Below are 18,608 nucleotides of genomic sequence, written 5' to 3' on the forward strand. Positions count from 1 at the left end.
CTCAGCAAGGCGACGTACGTCGGCATGTTATTCCACCTTCACGAGGAGACACATCGCGAAGTCAAGCCTTGGCATCTGGGGCAGAACCTGCACGAGATACGCACCCGAACGAGCAATACGCAGCGATCCAGGGCCGCAGGCATCGCGGATCGAACTCCTAAAGCGGCTGTCGCAGGTTCGAATCCTGCCGGGGGCACAGAGAGAAGGGCTAGTTCAGGAGGGGTTTTCCCGGGCTGGCCCTTCTGCGTGTCCGGGGTCGTGCCACATACGTGCCATGTACGCCCCGCTCTACTCCGGCCGGTGTCCGTGCGCAGGTCCACGGACTGCCCGACGCGCCGGAAGCTTACGGGGCCGTGATCACTCGCGCCAAAGTAGCGCCACCCCGAAGCCGCTCCACCGACCTAGCTGGATCTCACCAGCTGCTGGATGGCCTTGAGGGCCTGGCCGGCTCCGTCCTCGGTCGCCATGTGTTGCGCGCCCCTCGCGGCGGCTCGTGCGTATGCCTGTTGCTTCACGACCCGGTCGAGTGAGTCGGCCAGCCGTTCGGCAGTCAGGGATCGGAAGGGGATCGGGTTGGTGGCGGCGCCGAGGACAGCAAGCCGTCTCGCCCAAAACGGCTGGTCGGCAGTCACCGGCACGGTGACCGCGGGCACTCCGGCGCGCAACGCGGCCGCTGACGTGCCGGCCCCTGCGTGGTGGACCACAGCAGCCAGCCGTGGGAACAGCAGGGCGTGCGGTACGTCCCCAATGGTGAGCACGTCGTCGCCGTCGGCTGCGAGCCCAGCACTGCCGGCTTGGAGGATGCCGCGCAGCCCGGCGCGGCGCAGGGCCCGCACGGCGAGCTCGCTCAGCCGTACCCCGTCCCCGGCCGCCATGCTCCCGAAGCCGATGAGGACGGGCCGGGGGCCGGCACGAAGGAAGTCCTCCAGATCGGCGGGCAGTCGGCCAGACGGATCGTGATGGGGCCACCAGTTGCCCACGATCTCCAGTCCGGGGCGCCAGTCTGAGGGCCGGGGCACGAGTGCCGTGCTGAAGCCGTGCAGGATGGGCCAGTTCGCCTGTTCCTGCCGTCTGCGCGTCGCTGACGCGGAAGCCGGCAGCAGCCGGAGTCGGTGGCGCAGCTTTGCCACCGCCTGCTCGAAGACCCGGTCGGTCATGCGAAGAGCAAAACGCCCGGCCATCCGGTTGGCGGGACGGCCTAGCGAGCGTGAGCCGGTCACGACGGGTGGGAAGTCGCCGGTCGGTGCGGTGGGTTGGAGGTACACACCGATGCTCGGTGTGCCCGTGGCCTCGGCGACATGCCAGCCCAGCGGGGCCGTGGTGGTCGACAGCAGGAGCAGATCCGGGCCGTCCGCCATCGCGTCGGCAAATCCCTGGCCCAGTTCGGTGATGAACGCGGCAGCAGTGCGCATCAGTTCGCGCTTGCCCGACACGCCGCCATGTCCCCGCGGGTCGGCGGGGAGACTGCGGAATTCCAGCCCGGCGTCGCGTACGAGGGGCGCGAAGGTTTCCGTGGTGGCGAGGACGACGTCGTATCCGGCGCGGCGCAGTTCTGCGCCCAGGCCCGTGTAGGGGGCGACGTCGCCGCGTGATCCGGCTGCGGCGATCAGGATCCTCATCGGTTCTCCTCGGAATCGGTACGGCCGGCTGCGTGGCGGGCCGCGTTGGCGTGGACCGCCTTGCACGTGTAGACGGCCAGTCCCGGGCGTTGCTGCGACGGCGGTACGACCAGGGCGAAAGCGCGCGGGTCGGCGATGAAGTCGTCCGCGATGCGCCGGTGCATGTCAGGTGGGCAACAGGTGAACCATCGTGAGATGTGCAGGCGGTGCTCCTCGGCGAGGTCCATGGCCCGCTCGCCATCGCTCGGCTCCCCCTCGTCGAAGGCCGCGAGTAGCTCCGCGCGCCAGGCAGCTGCCTCGCCCATGAGCTGCCGCCAGTCCTCCTTGGTGTGGGCAGCCGCGCGCGTCATCGCCTCGCGCTGTCCATCCGACTGCGCCCACTTCAACTCGGCCGCGGTGGCATAGCTCAGGTCGAAAGTGATCTCACCGAAGACGTCGAAGCGTTCCTGGGGAGTCAGGGACACTCCGGTCTGCTGGACCTCTATCGCCCGTTCCGCCACCTCGGCCAGCCGTTGCAGCCTGGCGATCTCCTCCCTCAGTTGCCGCTGCCGGGCGCGCAGATGTTCCAGGGCGTTCGACAGCGGATCCCTGAGGATCGCAGCGATCTCCTCGAGGGAGGAACCGAGCTCGCGGTAGAAGAGGATCTGCTGGAGACGGACCAGGTCAGCGTCATTGTAGAGCCGGTAGCCGGCGTGGCTGCGGTCGCTGGGCGAGAGCAGCCCTGCCTTGTCGTAGTGATGCAACGTACGTACCGTCACACCGGCGAAGGCCGAGACCTGTCCCACGGAGTAGCTCATCCACCTGACCTTTCGTCGGCATACAGCCTCAAGCCTGACGTAAGGAGAGGGTCAAGCCGGCAGCGTCGTTCCCCGCGTGATCACCCGATCAGTAACCCTGTTTGACCAAACCGGTCTCGTGATGGCACGTGGTGAAGCGGAGGGGATTCGTGAAGCTCTTCAGGTGGGGAATCGCGGCTGCGGCGACTGGGATGAGCGTGCTGGCCATGCTGCCCGGCACAGCTCAAGCCGCGCCGACAGCGTCCGTCAGTGTCAAGCCGACCTGTGCGTTTGGCGAGATCACCGGTTCAGGCAACGGGTCCGATGAACCGATCTCCACGAAGGCCGGGCAGAACCTGGTCACCTACACCACCGTGCGCGACGCCAGGTCGGCGCCGCTGTCAGGAGTGTTCTTCGACTACCAGATGGCGGCGCCCAGCTGTCTGGGATCAGCGCCTTCTACTTCTTCAACATGCCCGTCTGGTGCGGAGCTGAGGGCCGTGGTGGCTCGTGGGCTTCTTCAGTCCCGCCGGTCAGCTGGACCGGTGATCAGTAGACCGGCTTCTGAGGAGCTTTGCTGGCCGCCGGCGCGACAGCACTGAGCGATTCGGTCGGGTAGCGACCGAGGCACAAGCCTGGGCAACGCGCCGTCGACCTAGTACGCAGTGCCGACCTTACGACCATGGCGAGCAACGCACGAAGCCCAGCTGCAAGCCATGCGAGGCTCAGTCGAACGTGCCGGGTTCCGCGTCTGGCGATGGCCGGCACGATGCCGCGAGCGCGGACCTGGTCGCGGTAGATGTCGTGGTCGTAGCCGCGGTCGGCGAACAGCGAGTCGGGCTTACGGCGAGGACGGCCGACCCGGCCACGGACCGGCCGGACCCGGTCCGGGGAAGCGCGCACCTCCGGATCGAGAAGCCGCATCTCCCCATCGATAGCCGCCTGGACGGCCCGCTCACTCTCATCCGTCATGCGAGAACCCTACGGACGCCCTCTGCCCATGCGGCGACGGCCGGCCGGGAGCGGCGAACGTGGTCCCCCGGGAACGTGGCGTGGTCACCCTTCTCCAGCGCAAGCCTCGATTGCGGCGCCGGGCCGGGTCGTATAAATCCTTTGCGGCAATTCATTTCCCTGTGTGGCAGGAATGCCTCCCGGCGGCAAAAGATCCCTCTTGCAGGGGGCGATCGGGGTCGAATACGTTTTTTGGGCGCCAGCGGAACGCGGAAACGACTGGGAGGGATTATGGCGACACTGTGCAAGCCTGCGGTGGCGGTTCCGGAGAATGTGGTCACCATGGAGCAGACGCTCGACATGGCGAAGCGGGTGCATGCGAAAAGCCCGAGCCTGAATCTGGCGTTGCGGCTCATCAAGAATACGGGGGTGGCGAAGCGTCATATCATTCAGCCGCTCGAGGAGACGCTCGCGCATCCCGGCTTTGAGATACGTAACAAGATATATGAGCGTGAGGCCAAGCGTCGGGTTCCGCCCGTGGTGGAGGAGGCCCTGGCCAACGCCGAGCTGACGGCGCAGGACATCGACGCCATCATCTATGTGTCCTGCACGGGCTTCATGATGCCGTCGCTGACGGCATGGCTGATCAACACCTTGGGCTTCCGGCCCTCGACGCGGCAGATCCCGATCGCGCAGCTCGGCTGCGCGGCCGGCGGAGCGGCCATCAACCGGGCCCATGACTTCTGCGCGGCGCATCCCGAGAGCAATGTGCTCATCGTGTCCTGCGAATTCTGTTCACTGTGCTATCAGCCGACCGACGCGGATGTCGGTTCGCTGCTGTCGGACGGGCTTTTCGGTGATGCTGTGGCGGCCGCGGTGGTGCGGGGCAGCGGCGGCACCGGGGTGCGGCTGGAGCGCAATGCGTCGTATCTCATTCCTCACACCGAGGACTGGATTTCGTACGATGTCAAGGACAGCGGATTCCATTTCCGGCTGGACAAGCGCGTGCCCGGCACGATGAAGCCGCTGGCTCCGGTGGTGCGGGAGATCGCCGAGAGCCACTCGTGGGACGTGGGGGCGCTGGACTTCTACATCATTCACGCCGGCGGTCCGCGGATTCTCGACGATCTGTCGAAGTATCTGGGGGTGGCGCCGGGCGAGTTCCGCTACAGCCGGGCGACGCTGACGGAGTACGGGAACATCGCCAGCGCCGTGGTGCTGGACGGTCTGCGGCGGCTGTTCGAGGACCGGCCGCTGCGGCATGGCGCGCAGGGGGTGATCGCCGGGTTCGGGCCGGGGATCACGGCGGAGCTGGCGGTGGGGTCGTGGGTGCACGACCGTGCCGGCACCGGGTTCCCGGTGAGGATCCCGGCCGGGATCGAGAACCCGCTGGCCGGCTGAGGCCGCCGGTTCCCCCAGGGAAGGCGCCCTCGCCGTGCGGGGCGGGGGTGGCCCTCCCTTTCGTTCTGTCCCGAGTTCTTCTCGCGCGTTTCCGCGCACGCCGTATTCATGTATCGACAGGAGGACCGCTCATGTCCCTGAGCGGATTGATCGTGCCGCCCGGTGAGGGGAAGCGGCTGGTGGCCAAGGCCCAGGACGTCACCTTCAAGGTGACGGGGGAGCACTCCGCCTACGCGTCGACGTTCGAGGTCGTCGTGCCGCCGGGCTTCAACACCGGTGCCCACTACCACGCGGATGGCGAAGAGCTGTTCTACGTGTTGGAGGGTGAACTCGACATGCTGGCCTTCGAACCGCGCGAGCGGACGGAGAACTGGCTGGACTGGGAGTCGCCCACGGGTGAGCGGGTGGTGTCCGCCGGTCCGGGGAGTCTGATGTTCGTGCCGCCCGGGTGTCCGCACGCCTTCGCCAACCGCACCGACCGGCCGGCCCGGATGCTCTTCCAGTCGTCGCCGCCCGGTGACCACGAGGAGTACTTCGACGGGCTGCTGGAGATCTTCTCCTCCGAGGACCGGGTCGATCCGCAGGCCGTGGCGCGTCTGCGGGCGGAGCACGACGTCCATCAGCTCACGCCGTTGTCGTACGGCTGAGGAGCGGGGGGAAGCCATGCACCGGATCCTCGCGCTCTCCGGTTCGCTGCGCCGGCATTCGTTCAACACCCGTCTGCTGCGGGCGGCCACGGCGCTGGCGCCGCCGGACCTGGCCTTCGAGTTCTTCGACGGTCTCGCGGATGTGCCCTTGTACAGCGAGGACATCGACACCGATCCGGCGTTACCGGCCGTGGCCCGGCTGCGTGCGGCGGTGGCCGGCGCGGACGGGCTTGTCATCGCCACTCCCGAGTACAACCACGCCGTTCCCGGCGTGCTGAAGAACGCCGTCGACTGGCTCTCGCGGCCGCATGGCCGCGGGGCCCTCGCCGGCAAGGGCATCGTCGTATGGGTCGCCACGCTGGGGCGGATGAACGGTCTGCGCTGTCTCGGTGATGCCCGCGCTCTGCTCAACGGGCTGGGCAACCTCGTGGTACCCGAGCCTGAAGTGGTCGTCGCCTCCGCGCCTAGCGCCTTGACGACCGGCCCGGACGGCACGGTGTCGCTGACCGACGAGGTGACCGCCGATCTGGTCCGGGCGCAGCTGCGGGTGCTCGCGGAGGTGCTGGACGCCGGCGCACCACAGGCCCTGTGGTCGGCGGTGCAGCGTCAGCGGGCGCACATCGAGCGGGCGCGGTTCCTGCCGTATGTGCGGCAGGGGCTGCGGGACGGGGCGGCACCGGACGTGCTGGCCGAGCGGCTGCACAGCGCGGGGCATCCGCCGGAGACGGTGCGGGCGTGGATCGCAGAGGCCCGGGCGGCGGGGGCGGCTGGGCGGACCGGACAGGCCGGACAGGCCGGACAGGCCGGACAGGCCGGACAGGCCGGACAGGCCGGACAGGCCGGACAGGCCGGACAGGCTGGGTGAGCGGAGGGGGCTGGGCTGGCTGGGCGGGCGGGCTGGGTGAGGGCAAGTCGCGGGGCCAGGTGTCGTGGGTGGCCCAGGGGTCAGGTGTCGTGCGTGGCCGAGGGGTCAGGTGACGGCAGGTCGCCGGTCCCGGCCAGGTGTCGGTGAGTGGCAGCCGAGGCTGCGGGGTCGCCGCTCGCCGCCTGGCCCGGGTTACGGCAGGTGGCCGCCCCGCGCCAGGTGGGCGAGGGTGGCCGCCCGGCGCCAGGTGGGCGACGGGTACCAGTCGGGGCCGCGGGATCGCCGGTCGCCGCACGGGCCGAGCCCCGTGACGCCGAGTCGCCGACCGGGCTACGTGACGCCAAGTCGCCGCCCGCGCCGGAGGTGTGGAGCGCGCCGAGTGCGGTGGCGACAAATGGCAGTCGAGGCTGCGTGATGGGAAGTCGCCGACCGAGCCCCACGACGCCAAGCCGCCGTACCGGGCTACGTGACGCCAAGTCGCCGACCAGGCCCCGTAACGCCAAGTCGCCGACCGGGCTGCGTGATAGCAAGTCGCCCCCTCCGCAGGAGGCGTGGAGTGCGCCGAGTGCCGTGAGCAGGTGCCTTGGGTCCGTGCTCACCGCACTCGGCGCTTGCTCGTTCTCACGTCAGGTCGGCTCACACCAGGCAGGTCTGCGGGTGGTCCATGCCGAGGTGGTCCTCAGCGGCGGCGCGCTGGTGCGTGATCCCGCGGCCGGGGTGGGCGTCGGTGTCCTGGTGCCACCAGTCGGCGAACTGGGCGACGACGTCGAGCAGTTCGCAGCCGGCGGTGGTCAGGCCGTACCAGACGCGGATGGGCGCGCGCCGGGTCTCCACCCGGCGGGAGACGAGGCGCGCGTCCTCCAGGCGGCGCAGCACCCGGGTGAGCTGCTTGCGGTCCATACCGGTCAGCCGTGCTGTTTCCGAATATCCCCGGGGACCGCTCTGCAGGGATGCCAGCACATGGAGGTCCCATTTCTTGGAGACCAATCCTATGGCTGAATGCGCCGCTTGCAGATCAGTGACGTTCATGAGTTGCTGCCTCCTGTTGACTGTGAAGCAACGGGATCCCCGTGGGCGGCTTTTCGGTCATTGACGTCGCGCGTGTCTGTGCCCCCACCAATGATCTTTCACTACTCGCACGTAACATGCAATGTTTTTAGTGGTGCAATAAAATTCTCCAACCCCTTGGACGGCGTACGCGTTCCCTCGGGAATTACCGCAAGGGGCGGTGTCACTGCGGCGCGCCGAGCATGAGCCAGGCGACGACGAAGGCGGGCAGGAGGGAGTCGAGGCGGTCCAGCAGGCCGCCGTGTCCCGGCAGCAGGGCGCTCATGTCCTTGATGCCCAGGTCGCGTTTGACGGCGGACTCCACGAGGTCTCCGCCGATCGCCGCCACCGCGATGAGCAGACCGGACAGCGCCCCCGCCGGCCACGGTGCGTGGCCCGGCAGGCCGAAGGTGAGGGCTCCGGCGGTGGTCGCGGCCAGCAGTGAGCCGGCGCAGCCCTCCCAGCTCTTGCCGGGGCTGATGGCCGGGGCCATGTGGTGCCGTCCGAGCAGCGCTCCGGTCGCGTAGCCCGCGGTGTCGGAGGCTGTGACGCAGGCCAGCACACCCACCACCAGGAGCACGCCGTGCCGTTGCTGTTCGAGCAGTACGGCGCAGCAGGCGGGCAGGCAGATGTAGCCGAGGAGCATCAGGACGGCGGCGGTGTCGCGCACATAGCCGGCGGGGCCGCGTGTCACGCGCCAGGCCATGCAGAGCAGAACCGCGGCCGCCAGTCCGCGCAGCAGCCCTGCCTCGCCGTCATGCCAGGTCAGCCACAGGGTGGTCTGGCTGCCGAGGTGGACGGGTGTGAGGGCGAGGTGCAGGCCGGAGCGGCGCAGGGCGCGGCCGAGTTCGACGATCGCCAGCATCAGGGCGATGCCGACCAGGAGGGCGAAGGCCAGCGGGGTGGTGGCCAGGGCGGTGCAGACGGCCGCCGCCATGAGCAGGCCGACCGTCACCGCCTGGACGAGGTTGCGCCCGCCGCCTCCGGGCTTGGAGCGGTGCTCGCCCGGGGGCGGGGTCACCGCTGGTGCGGGTTGCCGGGTGGTGATCACGGTGCCGCCTGCCGGGTGTCGGTCGCGGTGCGCCGGGCGCGTGGCTGCCAGAGGAGGACCACGACGGCGGTGACGGCGACGAGGGCGGCGATGACGCGGTAGCCCTGGGTCATCGCGTCGGTGAACGCGTGCACGGCGGCCGCGTGCTGGGCGGTGCCCAGGTGGTCGGCGGCGGTCATCGCGTCCGAGGCCGAGTGCGCGCTGTTCGCGACGGCCGGCGGCAGGTGGGCGAGGAAGCGGCTGGTGACGATGGTGGCGACGACGGCGATGCCGACGGCGCTGCCGATCTCGCGGGCGGTGCTGTTGAGGGCGGATCCGAGGCCGCTCTGGCTCCTGGGCAGGGCGGCGACGATGCCGCTGGACAGGGGCGGGGTGGCCAGGCCCATGCCGGTGGCCATCACGAGCAGGTCGATCGCGTAACTCCAGTACGGTGTCGCGGAGGTCGCCAGGGACAGCAGCACGAGCCCGGCGACGATCAGCGTCATGCCGGCGGCCACGACCCGGCGTGTGCCCCAGCGGGCGGCCAGCCGGGCGGCCCTGGGTGAGACCAGTTTCATGCACAGGCCCTGCGGCAGGATGGCCAGGCCCGTCTCGACGGCGCTGAATCCCTTGGCGTAGTGCAGGTACTGGGCGTTGAGGAAGAACAGGCTGAACATGCCGAGGAAGGCGCCCGCCACCCCGAGGGTGCCCGAGCCCACCGCGGGTGTCCTCAGCAGCCGCAGGTCGACCAGGGGGTGGTCGCTGCGCAGGGAGTGCGCGGCGAAGAGCGTGCCGATGACGGCGGCCGCGGCGAACGCCGCCAGGACCGGGGCGGAGGTCCATCCCAGCTCGCGGCCTTCGATCAGCCCGAACAGCAGGGCTGTCAGGGTGGCCACCAGCAGGAGGGTGCCCGGGATGTCGGCGCGGACGCGGTGGGGTTCGGTGTCCGGGGCCCAGCGGGCGGCCAGCACGGCGAGCAGCGCGGCGGCCGGGACGAAGAGGGCGAAGAAGGCGGGCCAGGAGAAGAACTGCAGGGTGGTGCCGGCGAGGAGGTTGCCGAGCATGCCGCCCAGCCCGGTCGCGCCGGACCAGGCGCCGACCGCCTTGCCGCGCTCGGGGGGCGGTGTCACCGCGAGGGAGAGGGCGAGGGTGGCCGGCATCACCAGTGCCGCGCCCAGGCCCGCTGTGGCCCGGCTGATGAGCAGGGCCGTCACGGTCGGGGAGAGGGCGCAGCCCAGGCAGCCCAGGCCGAACACGGCGAGTCCGGCGAGGAGTACCGGCTTGCGGCCCAGCCGGTCGCCGAGCGCCCCGGCCGGGATGAGGAGCCCGGCGAAGACGAGCAGGTAGATGTCCACGATCCACACCAGCTGGGTCGCCGAGGGATGCAGTGCGCTCCCGGACAGCTGGGGGATGGCCAGGTTGACGCCGGAGACCATGGCCTGGACGGCGATGACGGCGGCGTTCATCAGGCGCGGGACGGTGCGCCGTGCCGCCCGGCCGGGAGCGGTGCCCGTTGTCCGGCCCGGTTGCTGCCTCGCCTCACGGCCCTGGTCGGCGTGGGGGCTCGCTGCGCTCTCCGCAGTCATGTCCTTCCTTTCTCCTACGGTGCGTCAACGACCGTAGGAACGTAGGAAGATAACTTCAAATGCATGGACGTGATGCATAAAATGCACGCTGTGCATACGAAGTTGGACCTGAATCTGCTCGTCGCGCTCGACGCTCTGCTGGAGGAGTGCTCGGTCACCGCGGCCGCCGACCGCCTGGCCGTCTCCGAGCCGGCGATGAGCCGCACGCTGGGACGGATACGCAAGGTCGTCGAGGACCCCGTCCTGGTCCGCGCCGGGCACACCATGCAGCCGACTCCCAGGGCCGTGGCCATGCGCGCCGAGGTGCGGGCGCTGGTGCAGCGCGCCCACGCGGTGCTCGCCCCGGCCGGCGAGGCGGACCTGGCCTCCCTCACCCGTACCTTCACGATCTGCGCCAACGACGCGATGGTCACCTCCGTCGGCGACCACCTGCTCACCTGCGTCGAACAGCAGGCCCCGGGCGTGACGCTGCGTTTCCTCGCGGAGCCGCCCGGTGATCACACCGGGCTGCGGGACGGCAGCGTCGACCTGCAGTTGGGGGTCCTGGGACCGCTCGCGCCCGAGGTCCGCACCGAGCCGCTCACCACGGACCACACCGTGATGGTCATGCGCCCCGACCATCCGCTGGCCGAGGGGGAACTCACCGCCGAGCGGGTGGCCGGCGCCCGGCACATCGTCACCTCGCGCCGCGGCCGGCTGAACGGGCCGCTGGACGACGCCCTGGCCGCGCTGGGTCTTTGCCGCCGTGCCGCCGTGGTCGCCCCGACGTTCGCCGCCACGCTGCTGATGCTGGCCAACCGGCACGACATGATCGGCCTCTTCCCCTGGCGCCAGTACCGCGTCAACGTACACACCCTCGGCCTGGTCACCCGCGAACTGCCCGTTCCCCTGCCCCCGCTGCACCTGTCCCTCGCCTGGCATCCGCGCGACGACACCGACCCGGCCCACCAGTGGCTGCGCGCCCGTATCCACAGCTCTGTCAGGGCGGTGCTGGAACCGGACGACCTGCCCGCCGCACCACCGCCCCAGGCGGCCGGGCGGTGACCCGGCCCGGGCCGGGGGCGAGGTGATCGGTGCACTGCCGGCGCATGCCACAGGGGGGGAGGCGGGTCCGCCTCCCCCCCCTGTGGGCCGCATGACGGGCCGTCAGGCCGTGTCGCCGAACCAGCGGCGCAGGGCCTGCGACAGGGACGGCCGCCCCTGTGCGGCATCGCCGGCGACACCGACCCAGGCGATGCACCCGTCCGGCCGGAGCAGCACCATCTCCAGCGCCTCGAGATCGGCGTACGACGCGGCCTCCGATCCGCCCGCGTCCACACCCCTGGTGTCCGGGACCACGGCGACCGGGTCCACCTGCGCGGACCAGCCGAGGGGCGGGCGCCCGGTCAGGCTGAGCAGCAGACCGCGGCCGCCGCGCATCAGCTCGGCCACGTCCGTCTCCAGCCCCTGCCCTCCCGGTCCGGCCTCGCGCATCCTCAGCCTCCAGTTGGGGCTCAGCGTGCCCACCAGCGGGTGCGGGTCGCCCAGGTCGTAGCGCTCGTCCAGGCCGGTGAGCATGTTCCAGAGGTGCTCGTTGACGTCGTCGTGGCGCATGAGGGCGGCGAACAGCGCCCGCAATTCGTCGGTGTGCGCGTCGGGGCGCATCAGCGCGGTCTGCGCCCGGGTGCTGTGCATCAGCCGTCGCCCGGCCGGGCGTCGCTCCGCGGCGTAGGAGTCCAGCAGGCCTTCGGGCGCCCGGCCCGCCACGGCCGCGGCCAGCTTCCAGCCCAGGTTCACCGCGTCCAGCAGGCCGACGTTGAGCCCCTGGGCGCCGAACGGCGGATGCACGTGCGCGGCGTCGCCGGCCAGGAAGACGCGGCCCCGGCGGTACTCCCTGGCCTGGCGGGCGTTGTCGGTGAAGCGGGCCGGGGCCTTCACGGACAGCACCTCGACGTCCACACCGCTGGTGCGGCGCATGCTGTCCTGGATCTCCGCCAGCGTCACCGGAGCGTCCTTGTCGGCAGGCGGGCCGTCGAACTCGACCGTGAAGACCCGCTTCACACCGAGCCCGTAGGCCAGCATCCCTCCGGGGCTGCGGTGCCATCCCAGCCGCAGGGCGCCCGGGTCGGCCAGTTCCACCACCGCCTGGCGGCCCGTCAGGGTCGGGCCGGTGCCCTCGAACTCGATGCCCAGCAGCTTGCGTACGGTGCTGTGTCCGCCGTCGCAGCCCGCCAGGTAGGAGGCGCGCACCACTTTCTCGCCGGTGGGGGTCGACAGCCGCGCGGTCACGCCCTCCGCGTCCTGGTCCAGGCCGGTCAGCTCGTGCTCGCGGCGGACCTCCACGCCCAGCCGGTGGGCGTGCTCGGCCAGCATCAGCTCCAGGGCGTACTGGTTGACCGCCATCCGCCGGCGCTGGGAGCCCTTGACCCGGTCCGGCTCCAGGTATTCCAGGCCGGCGAAGTGGTTGGTGGGTCCCAGCCGGACGGCCGAGGGGGGAAGCTGGGCGGGGTCGTCGACACCGGCCGCGGCCGCCGCCATCGCGGCCGCCTGCCGGAACCGCTCCTGCTCCACCGCGGTCAGCCGCTCGCCCAGGCCCCGCCGCTGAAGTGCCTCGACCGCGAGCGGTCCCAGCACCCCGGCCTTGATCGTGGTGTCCGCCTCGGCCCTGCGCTCCACGAGGAGCACGGACGCGCCTGCCGTACACAGTTCGGAGGCCAGCAGCAGCCCCACCGGGCCGCCGCCCACCACCACGACGTCGTAATTGGAACTGATCACCGCGCCACCCTCCCGACGCCCACCCGGATCGTTCACCCGGGGTGCGTTTATCACCGAAAAAATGCGGGCTCCCCACGGGGGTAAGGGGAGCCCGGGTGCCGTTAGTCACCGGGAAATACGGTAGGACGAAATGAGCGGGAGAACCAATAACGGGAGAGCATGCGGTGAATGCGCCGGACGCATTCAACGGGAATTCCCCGGCGGGGAATTCGATCCGGTGAGTTCCTCGCGGCAAGGCTTGCACAGTGCGTCGGCGAGCGCGGGCCCGATCAGCAGGATCCGGCAGCCGCACGCGCCGCATGTCCCGCGTGGCGCGCCTGTCGCGCCTGTCGCGGCCGGCTCGTGCCGCGTGCGTGCGCCGGTCGTCGACCGTGGGCAGGTGCGCCGGTCCACGGCGATCTCCGCGCACACCTCGCACCGTCGCCCGGTCGTCCACAAGAGCCCGGACTCACAGTCGGCCAGACCACAGCCCCAACGGGGCAGCGCCGCGCCCAGCAGCCAGCGGCCGGGATCCCTGATCTCGGCCGGCGAGGTGCGGGCGAAGCGCAGCCGCAGCCGTGCACGCAGGCGGCCGGGGTCCGTGCCCGCGCGCAGCTGGCGGCCCACTTCACGGGCGATCCGCCGTACCACGAACACGTTGCCGATCCGCGCCAGCAGCCAGTGCACCGGCTCCAGCACCGCGTAGATCTGCGGGCTCAGGGTGAGCCGCGGCCCGTTGTACGCCGGTGCGCTGCAAGGTGGTTGGCGGTAGGGCCGGGGTGATCCCTCGCCGCTTGCCGCCTCCCCCAGGGGTGTCTCGCCTACGGCGGATGAGGGCCTGCGGCCCGTGTTCTCCGGTCGGTCAGTCCTAGGTGATTCCTCATCCGCGAGGGATCCGTCACCGCCTGCCGCACCCGATCCCTCACCGGACCGGGCGGACGTCGTCGCCGACGCGGCGGCTGCCTGAGCCGCCGTGGGGCCTTGATCCGTACGGTCCTGGTCCGCGTGGCGTTGCTCGGTCCGCCCTCGGGCGTCGGCATGCCGCTCCGCGGGCACGGCGGTGGGCGCGAGGTGCTCGACGAGGAAGCGGTGCCGGCCCTGCTCTCCGGCGCGGCGCCGCACGCGGATCCAGCGGGCCGCCTCCAGGGCGTCGACCACCGTCGCGGCGGCCGCGGCCGTGAGGGGCTGCCCGGCACGCCGGCCCCGGTGGTGGCGCAGGAACCCGGCGAGGTCGCCCAGGCTCACGGCGATTCGCTGTGCCTGGGCGAAGGCGAGGACGGCGTATGCGCGCAGTTGACGGGGTGTGAGGTTCTCGCACGCCGCCACCGGCAGCCACACGAAGCGTTCCTCGCCCCGCAGCGGACGCACGCGGCGCCGTGCCGTCGTACCGCGGCCGCCCGGGAGGGAGCGCCGGGTGTTCTCCGGAAGCTCCACCACGCCGTCGGGCGCGGGCCTGCGCAGGTGGGCGATGCCCCGTTCCACCGAGGCCTTGGACAGGCCGAGATAGCGGGCGAGGGTCGCCGCCGCCGCGGTGCAGCCCTCCGGTCGCAGCGCCAGCGCCTTGATCTTCACGTAGACGCTCAGCGAGACATCGGGGTAGTGGGCCGAAGCGACCAGGCGCCACGGCACTTTGACGCGTTGTCGGACGTGTGGGGCGCGGGTGGCGGGGTCCGTCGTCATGGCCGCCGGGACGGCACGCGCACGACGGGTGCGTGGCCGCAGGTCGCGTGGCCGGATGTCGTCGGGCCCTTGCCGCGCCGGGCCGGTAACGGGCGGGAGTGCGGGGGCGGAACGAGGGGTTCACCCGGTGGATTCGGGTCGCGTGCGGGGTGACATGAGGCAGCGTGGTGCTGCATGATGACCAACGTCCTTCGTGTGGCTGCACTGGGACAGGCGAAGCCTTCGGGCTTCCGGGTTCTGGCAGGAACCCGACTACACCGCTGGCCGGCTCCGGTGGCACCCGGAGGGGACAGCGCTGCCGCGTGGCCCTGGCAGGCCGCGCGGTGAAGGGGACCCCCGGCCGTGGATGACTGGCATCATCCAGCGACCGGGCGTCCTGTGCTTCGGCCCTCTCTCGGGCCTTTCCGGGTCAACGCATCGCGGCCTCCGGGGCGTTGGGCGCAACCGGGTACCGCGTGGTGAGGGGCGCCTGGACGAGGGGTCCGCCGGGGCGCTCGTACGCCGTGGAGTCTTCCGCGTGTTCCGTGCGTTCCGCAGCTTCCGCGGCTTCCGCAGCTCCAGCGGTGGCGGACTCTGTGAGGGACAAGGCGCCGCTCATCTCGGGTGAGTGCACGCTGTTCTGATGTCGCGTCAGCATGTGCCATCACCCTCTCGTGAGCCCCCGCTCCACACATCGAGGACCATAGGCCTCCTTGAGGCCTGGTTGCAACATGTTGCGCCTTTGGAGCAGCATGGTGCACCAAGGAGGTGGCGATGGAGCAGCAGCAGGCAACCGACACGTCCGCGCCGCGGACCCTGGACGACCACGTCCACGCGACGAAGACCGACATCGCCGCGCGGCTTCGCCACATCCGCCGGCATCACCCCGAAGGACCGTTCAGCCTGGCCAGACTCGCCGAACTCGCCGGGGTGTCCAAACGCACCCTGGCGTCGGTGGAGTCCGCCGACGGCGCCAACCTCACCATCGAGACCCTGGTGAAGGTCGCGTACAGCCTCGGCATCCAGCGCTGCGCGTACTTCCTCGACGATCAGGTCTTCCAGCAGGTCAACAAAGAGCTGGAACTGCTCGGGCAGTTGCGGGAGAGCAGGGCACACGGCCTTGCCCTGAGAACGTCGCACGCGACGCCGGTCGCCACGGCCACGGACCAGGTCTCGCAGCTCCTCGCCGGCATCATCGAGGCCGCGGCCCAGGCCCGGGACTCGCTGCGCGGCGTACCGCCGACCAGCGACTAGGGCAGCGGGCACCGGTCTCCAACCCCCCACCAGCACGAGACACCGACAGCGCACCCCGTGCCGGGCTCCGTCCGGGCGCGTGACGGCCGGATCGCGTCCGGCGGACACGGCCGGGACCCACGGCACGGGGCCCGGAGGCGTGGCGACCCGCCACATACAGGACCGCGGCCTCCTCGGTGTCCGACCGAAAAGCAAGGCGACACCATGACCACACGGAAGGTTCGCAAACGGTGCCAGGCGCTCGTCGGCGCGCTCGATCTGCCGAGCCCCTTCTCCATCGACGCCCTCGTCGAGGAGCTGTCGGTGCGGCGCGACCGGCCGATCCGGATCCTCACCATGCCCATCGGCTCGGCCGTCAACGCCTGCGGGCTGTGGATCGCCACCGACACCAGCGACATCATCTTCGTCGAGGAGAAGACCACCAAGTTCCATCGGGAACACATCGTCCTGCACGAGATCGGGCACATCCTGTGCGATCACCGCATCAGTGACCAGGAGACCCTGGGCGCACTCAGCACGCTGCTGCCGAGCATCAGCCCCGTCATGATCAGCCGGCTCCTGGCCCGCACCAACTACACCACCGAGCAGGAACAGGAAGCCGAGCTGGTCGCCAGCCTGATCCATTCCACCGCGGGCATGCGGGCCCCCTCGCCGTCGGCGGGTGTGCGCGGCGCGCTCGAGGCCGCCCTCGGGATCCGCAGGTAGCGGCCATGGACATCCGATGTGTGCACAAACTGGGTTGCACCGCCGAGCTGTTGGGGGCACTGGCACTATGGCTGGTGATCCTGCTGCGGCTGCCCACGGCCCGCCGCTCCCACCAGCAGAAGATGCTGCTGATCGCCGTGACCGGCCTCGCGGGGTCGATCACCGTCTACCTCGACCCCGTCTCCGCCGTACTGAACCACACCTTCGCCTTCGCCCAGACCTGCGGCCTGTTCATGAACGCGTGGGGGGTGCTCAGTTCGGCCCTCATCCTCGACTTCGTCCTCGCGGCCATGTCGCGGCGCCGCCCTTGGCTGGTCTACGGCCCGATGATCGCGACGAACGCGGCCCTGATCACCCTCAACTACACGGCCGACCCGCATGCCGGCTGTGTCACCGCCGAGGCCGTCCCCTGGTACAGCCCCTTCTGGTGGCTGCTCATCACCGCCCACCTCGTCGGCACGATCCCCTGCGCCGTGCTGTGCGTGCGCTACGGCCGTACGGCCCGCGACGACCGGCCGCTGCGCACCGGGCTGCTCCTGCTCGCCGCCGGCTTCGCCTCGTCGTGCGTGTTCTGGTGCGTCGTCCTGGCCTTCCTGCTCGCCCGCCCCGCCTGGCTGGGCACCCTGTTCCCCGACAACATCGCCCTCACGGCCTGGCTGATGACCGCCGGGGTCGGTCTGCCGCTGGCCCTCACCTGCCATCGCGCGGCCTGTGACGCGAAGGCCCTGTGGCGTTTGCACCCCTTGTGGCGCGACCTGGTCGAAGCCGTCCCGCACGTCGTGCTGAACCGACCGCGTACCCGGATCCGTTCACTGCTCGGCAGTCCGCGGACGCTCCGTCTCCGGCTCTACCGCCAGGTCATCGAGATCCGCGACGCCCTGCTCCTCCTGCAGGACTATGTGACACCGGAGACGATGGAACGCGCCCGCCGCCACGTCACGGCCCAGGATCTGCCCGAGGAACAGGTCGAGCCGGCGTTCACGGCGTGCTGGCTGCGGGCCGCCCTCCTGGCCAGGGCCGCCGCGGGCACACCCCGCCCGAACCCGCTGGCCACCGCGAGCCCGCGGGACGACAACCTGCGCAGCGAGACCGACTTCCTGCTCGCCGTCCTGCTGTGCCGCAAGCTTCCCGCCGTACGTTCCTTCCCGCTGCCGCCCACCACGACCGGCCCCGCCGGGTCCGGTTGCACCGCGTCCGGTGCCGCCGTACCGACCCCCGGCGCGTCCCGCCCCGTCACGCCGGACCGCACCGGCCGGCACGTGCCGGCCGCCGACCCGGCCACTCCTCCCACGAACAGGCGAAACCCGTGACACAACGCCAAGCCGCCACCACCCCCTACCGCACCGGCATGCTCGGCAACGACGACCCGGGCGAACGTGACCGCCTGGAGTCCATACAGCGCGGTGTGGACACGTTCACCACGAACATCATCGACGGCCTTCCGGTCCAGGCGTCCTGGAACTGCCTGGAACTGGGCGCGGGCGCCGGCTCCATCGCCTACTGGCTCGCCGCCCGCTGCCCGGCCGGACGCGTGGTCGCCGTCGACCTCGACACCCGCCATCTCGAGGCCGGCAGGGCCGCCAACCTGGAGATCCGGGAAGCCGACGTCACACGGCACGACTACGCGCCCGGCACCTTCGACCTCATCCACGCCCGCTACCTGTTCTGCCACCTCCCCGACCGCGACGAGATGATCGCCCGGGCCGCCGGCTGGCTCTCCCCAGGTGGCTGGCTCGTCGTCGAAGAACCCTACGACCTGCCGCCCGCCGACTCCCCCTTCCCGCTGGTCCAGCGCATCCTCACCGCCTACCAGCACACCTGCCGGCAGCACGGCGCCGACATGACCTGGGCCCGCAAACTGCCCGCGCTGCTCGCCCGTAACGCACTGACCGAGGTGGCCTACGCCGCAAACCCCGGCTGCATGGGGGGACTCGACAAGGACCGCTGGCGCCCGCTCATCCAGCGGGCCGCCCCCGCCCTCCTGGCCGGCGGCCTCGTCACCGAGTCGGACCTCGGCGAGTTCACCGAACTGCTGCGGGACCCGGCGTTCGTCGACATCCCTCAGATGACCGTCTCCGCCTGGGGCCGCCGCCCGCCGCACACCCCGCCGCCGTCCACACCGGCCGACGGCACACCCTGACACAGGTGGTCCGGCCGGGTCTGATCGTCGCGGACGTCAGCCCGAGCACCACGACCCGACGGGCCCAGGACGGCGAGACTCCACGGCCGCGCGAGTGCCCGTCGAGGGCGGGGGCGGGATGCTAGGGGCGTGAGCTGCGATGCGGTCTGGCATGAGCCCTCGCGGAGCACCGAACCGCCCGCCGGCGCCCCCCTA

At 70.9% G+C, this 18,608-nt stretch carries 15 protein-coding genes and 1 pseudogene; 8 read left to right on the forward strand and 8 right to left on the reverse strand.

The window, feature by feature from the left end:
* Nucleotides 1-401: 401 nt before the first annotated feature.
* From ACWC0C_RS17205 to ACWC0C_RS17215, 3 genes and pseudogenes are all read right to left on the reverse strand, one after another.
* On the reverse strand, nucleotides 402-1,619 hold the full coding sequence (locus ACWC0C_RS17205) for a glycosyltransferase (RefSeq protein WP_450864692.1): 1,218 nt from the start codon (nucleotides 1,617-1,619) through the stop codon (nucleotides 402-404).
* Entirely contained in the window at nucleotides 1,616-2,416 is an 801-nt protein-coding gene (locus tag ACWC0C_RS17210; protein WP_450864693.1) for a MerR family transcriptional regulator, read from the reverse strand. The genes ACWC0C_RS17205 and ACWC0C_RS17210 overlap by 4 nt, the downstream gene beginning before the upstream one ends.
* 684 nt (nucleotides 2,417-3,100) lie before the next feature.
* Nucleotides 3,101-3,283, reverse strand: a pseudogene (locus ACWC0C_RS17215) (IS5/IS1182 family transposase); the annotation flags it as partial.
* A 354-nt stretch (nucleotides 3,284-3,637) separates the two neighbouring features.
* On the opposite strand from ACWC0C_RS17215, the gene ACWC0C_RS17220 reads away from it, so the two are divergent.
* The 3 genes from ACWC0C_RS17220 to ACWC0C_RS17230 all read left to right on the forward strand — a co-directional run bounded on the left by ACWC0C_RS17220 (nucleotide 3,638) and on the right by ACWC0C_RS17230 (nucleotide 6,259).
* On the forward strand, nucleotides 3,638-4,747 hold the full coding sequence (locus tag ACWC0C_RS17220) for a type III polyketide synthase (protein WP_449201290.1): 1,110 nt from the start codon (nucleotides 3,638-3,640) through the stop codon (nucleotides 4,745-4,747).
* Between the two features lie 131 nt (nucleotides 4,748-4,878).
* On the forward strand, nucleotides 4,879-5,394 hold the full coding sequence (locus tag ACWC0C_RS17225) for a cupin domain-containing protein (protein ID WP_449201291.1): 516 nt from the start codon (nucleotides 4,879-4,881) through the stop codon (nucleotides 5,392-5,394).
* Between the two features lie 16 nt (nucleotides 5,395-5,410).
* Nucleotides 5,411-6,259, forward strand: a complete 849-nt coding sequence (locus ACWC0C_RS17230; RefSeq protein ID WP_450864694.1) for an NAD(P)H-dependent oxidoreductase — start codon at nucleotides 5,411-5,413, stop codon at nucleotides 6,257-6,259.
* A 636-nt stretch (nucleotides 6,260-6,895) separates the two neighbouring features.
* On the opposite strand, the gene ACWC0C_RS17235 is transcribed toward ACWC0C_RS17230, so the two are convergent.
* From ACWC0C_RS17235 to ACWC0C_RS17245, 3 genes are all read right to left on the reverse strand, one after another.
* Nucleotides 6,896-7,288: a winged helix-turn-helix transcriptional regulator gene (locus ACWC0C_RS17235; protein WP_450864695.1), complete on the reverse strand. Its 393-nt coding sequence runs from the start codon at nucleotides 7,286-7,288 to the stop codon at nucleotides 6,896-6,898.
* A 202-nt stretch (nucleotides 7,289-7,490) separates the two neighbouring features.
* The gene (locus ACWC0C_RS17240; RefSeq protein ID WP_450864696.1) at nucleotides 7,491-8,357 is read right to left on the reverse strand and encodes a phosphatidate cytidylyltransferase; all 867 of its coding nucleotides are present in this window, start codon (nucleotides 8,355-8,357) and stop codon (nucleotides 7,491-7,493) included.
* Nucleotides 8,354-9,922: an MFS transporter gene (locus ACWC0C_RS17245; RefSeq protein ID WP_450864697.1), complete on the reverse strand. Its 1,569-nt coding sequence runs from the start codon at nucleotides 9,920-9,922 to the stop codon at nucleotides 8,354-8,356. The genes ACWC0C_RS17240 and ACWC0C_RS17245 overlap by 4 nt, the downstream gene beginning before the upstream one ends.
* 81 nt (nucleotides 9,923-10,003) lie before the next feature.
* Between ACWC0C_RS17245 and ACWC0C_RS17250 the strand changes: the two genes are divergently transcribed.
* On the forward strand, nucleotides 10,004-10,966 hold the full coding sequence (locus ACWC0C_RS17250) for a LysR family transcriptional regulator (protein ID WP_450864698.1): 963 nt from the start codon (nucleotides 10,004-10,006) through the stop codon (nucleotides 10,964-10,966).
* Between the two features lie 102 nt (nucleotides 10,967-11,068).
* Here ACWC0C_RS17250 and ACWC0C_RS17255 read toward each other — a convergent pair whose 3' ends face one another.
* Nucleotides 11,069-12,676, reverse strand: a complete 1,608-nt coding sequence (locus ACWC0C_RS17255) for an FAD-dependent oxidoreductase (protein ID WP_450864699.1) — start codon at nucleotides 12,674-12,676, stop codon at nucleotides 11,069-11,071.
* Between the two features lie 183 nt (nucleotides 12,677-12,859).
* Nucleotides 12,860-14,335 carry a hypothetical protein gene (locus ACWC0C_RS17260; protein WP_450864700.1) on the reverse strand — a complete coding sequence of 492 codons (1,476 nt, stop codon included), beginning with the start codon at nucleotides 14,333-14,335 and terminating at the stop codon, nucleotides 12,860-12,862.
* A gap of 753 nt (nucleotides 14,336-15,088) precedes the next feature.
* Between ACWC0C_RS17260 and ACWC0C_RS17265 the strand changes: the two genes are divergently transcribed.
* The 4 genes from ACWC0C_RS17265 (at nucleotide 15,089) to ACWC0C_RS17280 (ending at nucleotide 18,413) form a co-directional block, all read left to right on the forward strand.
* Complete coding sequence (locus ACWC0C_RS17265) at nucleotides 15,089-15,568, forward strand: helix-turn-helix domain-containing protein (protein WP_449195576.1); 480 nt, start codon at nucleotides 15,089-15,091, stop codon at nucleotides 15,566-15,568.
* A 204-nt stretch (nucleotides 15,569-15,772) separates the two neighbouring features.
* The gene (locus ACWC0C_RS17270) at nucleotides 15,773-16,273 is read left to right on the forward strand and encodes a hypothetical protein (RefSeq protein WP_450864701.1); all 501 of its coding nucleotides are present in this window, start codon (nucleotides 15,773-15,775) and stop codon (nucleotides 16,271-16,273) included.
* A gap of 5 nt (nucleotides 16,274-16,278) precedes the next feature.
* Nucleotides 16,279-17,583 carry an MAB_1171c family putative transporter gene (locus ACWC0C_RS17275; protein WP_450864702.1) on the forward strand — a complete coding sequence of 435 codons (1,305 nt, stop codon included), beginning with the start codon at nucleotides 16,279-16,281 and terminating at the stop codon, nucleotides 17,581-17,583.
* The gene (locus ACWC0C_RS17280; RefSeq protein WP_450864703.1) at nucleotides 17,580-18,413 is read left to right on the forward strand and encodes a methyltransferase domain-containing protein; all 834 of its coding nucleotides are present in this window, start codon (nucleotides 17,580-17,582) and stop codon (nucleotides 18,411-18,413) included. Before ACWC0C_RS17275 ends, ACWC0C_RS17280 begins: the two co-directional genes overlap by 4 nt.
* The last annotated feature ends 195 nt before the right edge of the window (nucleotides 18,414-18,608 follow it).

This window comes from Streptomyces sp. NPDC001709 (assembly GCF_053596375.1).

Bases quoted from the DNA above. Each gene is read 5' to 3' on its own strand.
- ACWC0C_RS17230 (WP_450864694.1), top strand. From the start codon at position 5,411: ATGCACCGGATCCTCGCGCTCTCCGGTTCGCTGCGCCGGCATTCGTTC.
- ACWC0C_RS17225 (WP_449201291.1), top strand. From the start codon at position 4,879: ATGTCCCTGAGCGGATTGATCGTGCCGCCCGGTGAGGGGAAGCGGCTG.
- ACWC0C_RS17235 (WP_450864695.1), bottom strand. From the start codon at position 7,288: ATGAACGTCACTGATCTGCAAGCGGCGCATTCAGCCATAGGATTGGTC.
- ACWC0C_RS17245 (WP_450864697.1), bottom strand. From the start codon at position 9,922: ATGACTGCGGAGAGCGCAGCGAGCCCCCACGCCGACCAGGGCCGTGAG.
- ACWC0C_RS17250 (WP_450864698.1), top strand. From the start codon at position 10,004: ATGCACGCTGTGCATACGAAGTTGGACCTGAATCTGCTCGTCGCGCTC.
- ACWC0C_RS17205 (WP_450864692.1), bottom strand. From the start codon at position 1,619: ATGAGGATCCTGATCGCCGCAGCCGGATCACGCGGCGACGTCGCCCCC.
- ACWC0C_RS17265 (WP_449195576.1), top strand. From the start codon at position 15,089: ATGGAGCAGCAGCAGGCAACCGACACGTCCGCGCCGCGGACCCTGGAC.
- ACWC0C_RS17220 (WP_449201290.1), top strand. From the start codon at position 3,638: ATGGCGACACTGTGCAAGCCTGCGGTGGCGGTTCCGGAGAATGTGGTC.
- ACWC0C_RS17270 (WP_450864701.1), top strand. From the start codon at position 15,773: ATGACCACACGGAAGGTTCGCAAACGGTGCCAGGCGCTCGTCGGCGCG.
- ACWC0C_RS17260 (WP_450864700.1), bottom strand. From the start codon at position 14,335: ATGACGACGGACCCCGCCACCCGCGCCCCACACGTCCGACAACGCGTC.
- ACWC0C_RS17275 (WP_450864702.1), top strand. From the start codon at position 16,279: ATGGACATCCGATGTGTGCACAAACTGGGTTGCACCGCCGAGCTGTTG.
- ACWC0C_RS17210 (WP_450864693.1), bottom strand. From the start codon at position 2,416: ATGAGCTACTCCGTGGGACAGGTCTCGGCCTTCGCCGGTGTGACGGTA.